The organism is Aeromonas finlandensis, from assembly GCF_000764645.1.
GTDB classification, from domain to species: Bacteria; Pseudomonadota; Gammaproteobacteria; order Enterobacterales; family Aeromonadaceae; genus Aeromonas; species Aeromonas finlandensis.
In genome coordinates this window covers 1-4,475 of the sequence record NZ_JRGK01000312.1, presented here as the reverse complement: position 1 = coordinate 4,475, position 4,475 = coordinate 1, and the positions used below count along the sequence as shown (strand labels likewise).

Annotated in this window: 6 protein-coding genes; all 6 read right to left on the bottom strand. The window is 55.0% G+C overall.

Going from position 1 to position 4,475, the window contains the following annotated elements; all coding sequences use genetic code 11:
• Window positions 1–332: 332 nt before the first annotated feature.
• The gene (locus LD28_RS0119555; RefSeq protein ID WP_050514379.1) at window positions 333–557 is read right to left on the bottom strand and encodes a DUF3955 domain-containing protein; all 225 of its coding nucleotides are present in this window, start codon (window positions 555–557) and stop codon (window positions 333–335) included.
• A 354-nt stretch (window positions 558–911) separates the two neighbouring features.
• Window positions 912–1,421: a peptide deformylase gene (gene def / locus LD28_RS0119550; RefSeq protein ID WP_033138578.1), complete on the bottom strand. Its 510-nt coding sequence runs from the start codon at window positions 1,419–1,421 to the stop codon at window positions 912–914.
• 2 nt (window positions 1,422–1,423) lie between these two features.
• Window positions 1,424–1,903: a GNAT family N-acetyltransferase gene (locus LD28_RS0119545; protein WP_033138577.1), complete on the bottom strand. Its 480-nt coding sequence runs from the start codon at window positions 1,901–1,903 to the stop codon at window positions 1,424–1,426.
• Window positions 1,904–2,219: 316 nt separating this feature from the next.
• On the bottom strand, window positions 2,220–2,531 hold the full coding sequence (locus LD28_RS0119540; RefSeq protein ID WP_033138576.1) for a putative quinol monooxygenase: 312 nt from the start codon (window positions 2,529–2,531) through the stop codon (window positions 2,220–2,222).
• A gap of 141 nt (window positions 2,532–2,672) precedes the next feature.
• Window positions 2,673–3,086, bottom strand: a complete 414-nt coding sequence (locus LD28_RS0119535; RefSeq protein ID WP_033138575.1) for a septal ring lytic transglycosylase RlpA family protein — start codon at window positions 3,084–3,086, stop codon at window positions 2,673–2,675.
• A 428-nt stretch (window positions 3,087–3,514) separates the two neighbouring features.
• The coding region (locus LD28_RS0119530) for an SbcC/MukB-like Walker B domain-containing protein (RefSeq protein WP_033138574.1) at window positions 3,515–4,475 on the bottom strand (961 nt) is incomplete at its 5' end.

Here is a 4,475-nt window from a genome sequence, read left to right as displayed (position 1 = left end):
AAAACCGTCAACGCGCCCCGTTTCAAGGCAGAGCCGGACACCAGGCTGGCGGAGGAGATCCGGGGGCACGATTTGCTACCCTACCTTGCCAATGCAGAGACGCACTACTTCAGCACCCCGATGTCTATTGAAGAGCTGTTTCTCAACGCCAAATAAGATGGCGCAGATCGTTTGACAACCTATCTGCTGGTTGACGCTGCCTCATTCAATACCAGGGAGATCACAGCGCGCATCGTTGGTCATCTCAATGCGCAGTAACATCCTGCCAACGTAGTGAACCGCGGATGCCTGGATCAGGTTCAGGCATCCCGCAACGCCACCCACAGTGCCCGTTATTTATGCCCGCTGAGGCGCAACCACACTCCCGAGATCACCTTGGGGAGCAGCAACAGCATCGCCAAACAGATCAACAAAAAACCGATGGGGATCAATCCGAAGGGTTCATGCAAAATGCCATTTTCATCGACCGTAGCACCAATCATCTCGTAGGCCACAAAACAGGCAAATCCCATGGCCGCCAGCACGGCACCGATACGCATCATGATTGTCATGACCATCAAGCACTCCTTTGTTTCATCTTGAACGCGTCACCCATTATCCCCCCCAATGTGAAGTGCACGTGAAGTGGACAAGACCTTTTTCAAAACCATGTGTGCCGATCGGCGCGCAGCCACATGTTGAGCATTTGCACGCCCCAATCCTGTGTTGAGATGACTTGGCTGGCTACCGCCCCCTTCAATATTTTTTGGGGCTGAACAGCGCTGAGATGGCGTTGTTTCACAAATCGATGCTGGTTGCATGGCGCTCACTGAAGTGGCGGTGATCTGATCATCACCACTCCCTTCACATCAGCATGCATGGGCAAGACGTTTCACCCATCACCAACTGGCCTCAATACAACAGATCGCTGCTCAACCGTGGCGTGCAGACTTGAGATATTTTTTCACTTTCTTCAGTGCCATCTGCTGCTTGAGTGGTGAAAGATAATCAATGAACAGCGTGCCATGAAGATGATCAATTTCGTGTTGCATGACAATGGCCAAAAACTCACTGCTCTCTATCGTGAGTTGATTTCCATGTCGATCCAACGCGGATACAACCACCGAGGCATATCGCTCAACGTCAGCATAATAATCGGGAATAGATAGACAACCCTCTTGCCCGAGCACCTTGCCAGTACCACTGATCACTGCCGGGTTGATCAATACCAGCGGCTGATCCCTGCTCTCTGACAAGTCGATAATAACCACTGCTTCTTTGCGGCCAACTTGAGTCGCGGCCAAGCCAATACCGTTGTCAGTCGCATAGAGAGTCTCCAGCATGTCATCAATCAGCCCCTGTACGGCCGAGATATCCTCAACCCGCTCGGCTTTTACTCTCAACCTGGGGTCGGGTACCGTCAAAATATCCAGAATTGCCATGATCACTCTCCATTAACCAGATGTGTCGATCCACATTCGCGTACTAACGGCCGGGACATGGAGACAAACTCCAGATCTCGCTCCACCACGTTGTAACCAAGGCGCTGATAAAACCGTATCGCTCCATGGTTGTCAGTGAAACTGGACAAGGTCACCCGGCATTTCCCCTCACGCGCCGCCTCACGATGAAGCCGTTCCATCACCGCCGCGCCAAGCTGTCGCCCCTGATACCGGGGGAAGATGATAAGCAGATGGACATGCAGGGCATCCTCATATGGCTTGCGACAAAGCAGGCCAACAGGTTCACCCACCTGCAAGATCCAGAAGAACCACTGCGGTTGATAGTCGCGGATCAACCGTTCACGCTGAAATTGGTCATCCCAGCCAAAGAGCGCCTCAACATAGGGAAAGATCCCCTGTTTAACCACAGCAAAGACCTCTTCAAACTCACTATGCGGCACACCTGCAAGCTCAATCTCCATTCTCACCCCTCTGCTCACCCCATATCAACGTCCAGATGGCCAAATTCGTCCGTTTGACATGCCTTCCCGCGAAGGCGGTTATACCACTCCACTGGGCTTGGGCCCATAATAAATCTTCATTTGGATATCTTAACGGTTAACAGAGCGATGAAAAAACCTTGGAGATAAACAGGAGAGAGCCGTGCAATACAGAAGCGATATAAGAGGATCAGTAACTGCAGACCGGCAAACCATTGGTGCGATAACAGGGGGGAAAGCATCTTATCCGGCAGGTGGAACGTGGATAAAAATCGGGCCGACCACGGGCCCGAGTGGATTAAGCGTGGATCACCTCATTCAGGAAAATAAGCCGCAGTGGCTCTGCAAGCAGTGACTCCGCCTGCTTGGCAAAAGCCTGGAAATAGTCCGTCTGACAATGGCTGTCCAGCGCAGCTTGGCTGACGAAAGCCTCACGCATGTAAAAGGTGCCCGGTTCATCCCGCAATTCAAACAGCACATAATCCAGATTGCCCGGCTCACGTCGCGTGGGTTCAATGAGCTTTAGCAGCTCACTGCGCAGTTGCTCTCTCATACCGGCTCTGGCTCTCAGCACGGCGATAGATACCAGTTTCTCTTCATTCATCTTCATCTGCTCCATTGTTCAGGCATTTGCAAAGAGGCACTCCAATGTGGGGCGCCTCTTGGATAGGAGCAGTGTAAGAGGGGACACAGTGCGACATATAGCCATGCAGAACGGACACTCTGTTCACACCACTGAACAAGTTGGCTGCTAGAGCACCTCTATTTTTACCTTGATAATGCCGTCACGAATATTGCCGATGGTGCTAAAGGCTGATTTGGAGAGATCGATAATACGCCCGTTTTTAAAGGCGCCGCGGTCATTGACCTTGACTACCACGCTCTTGCCATTGGCGAGGTTGGTGACCCGCACCATAGCCCCAAAAGGCAACTCCATATGGGCGGCGCTATTGAGGTTGTTGCGATAGAACTCGCCACTGGCGGTCTTTTTGCCGTGATAGCGGTCGGCATAATAGCTGGCATAACCGGTTTCGCTATAGCCGCGCCAGCTGCCGCCGTGACTCTCGTCATAACGGCTGCTACAAGCGGCCAGCAGCAGGCAGACAAGCAACAGCCCCCCTTTGCGGGCCGATTGCACCACTCCCTCTCTCCCAATACCGAGCATCTACTTCTCCTCGCTCACCTTGCCGGATCGATAGCCCGGCGGATCATATCGCGTCGCAGTAACGGGGAGATTCTCCCCATACCGGCAAGCCACCGCAATGTAGGCGGCCCATTGCCATCTTTGGGCCAAGCCCTGTTGCCAACGCAGTGGCCACCACGATTGTTGCAATAATTACAGGCTTTAAATCACCACTGTTGCACCCAAGAGACAATCAAGGTGCCACTTCTCTGCTCGCGTTTGCCAACTCGAGCACGCAAACTCCTCCGATCTGCGTCCGCAACGCAGCACAACAAGAGGGATACTTAAGAACTGGGCACGATCGTTCATCCGCAGCCTGACCCAATCACGGGCAGCGCCGCTACTTTGCCATATTTTTCCAATAAAAAGGGAGGCGAATGCCTCCCTTTCTAGCTATTTACCCGTCAACGTCAGGCAATCAGCTTGTCATCGCTAAAGCCGAAGCCGCGCAGACCGACCACATGCACATGCTCGTGCTTGCCCTGCACTTTACGGATGAGTTTGTAGGTGGTGCCCTTCTCGGGGCTGATGTTTTCCGGCGCGGCGATCAGCAGCTGCATATCCTGCCGCTCGCACAGCTCGAACAGGGTGGCGATGGATTTGCCATCCAGACGGGCCGCTTCGTCGAGGAACAACAGACGGCAGGGGGCGATATCCTTGCCGCGCAGACGGCGGGACTCCTCCTCCCAGCTGATCAGCACCATCAGCAGGATGGCCTGACCGGTACCGATCGCCTCGCCGGTGGAGAGCGCACCGCTCTCGGCACGCAGCCAGCCATCGGCGCCGCGCTGCACCTCGATCTCCAGCTCCAGATAGTTGCGATAGTCGAGCAGCACGTCGCCCATCACCTGATAGCTGCGATCCCCCTGCTCAATCTGCGGGTTGAGGCGCTGGAACAACTTGGCCATCGCCTCGGAGAAGCTGAGCTCCTTGTCGGCGAACAGATCGTTGTGCATGGCGGTTTGGTCGGCCAGCGCAGTCAGCAGACGGGTATGGGCCTCGCGGATATTGACGTTGAGGCGCACCCCGCGCACCAGACCGAAGGCGATGTTCTGCAAGCCCTGGTTGAGCACCCGAATGCGGTTCTGCTCGCGGCGGATGATGTTGGTGATCTTGGCCGCCACCTCGTGGGAGGAGAGCGACAGATGGGTTTCCCGCTGCTTGAGCTCATCGGCCAGACGGGCCAGCTCGATCTCCATCTCCTCGATCGCCTCGACCGGATCATCGGAGCGGATGATGTCGTTGCGGATGCGATCCTTGAGGTAACGGTAAACCTGGACGTAGAAGGCCACCTTCTGCTCGGTGCTGCGGTTGCCCTCGGAGAGACGCAGCGCATCGCGCAGGGCCTCGTCGTGGGCCACCGCCACCCGC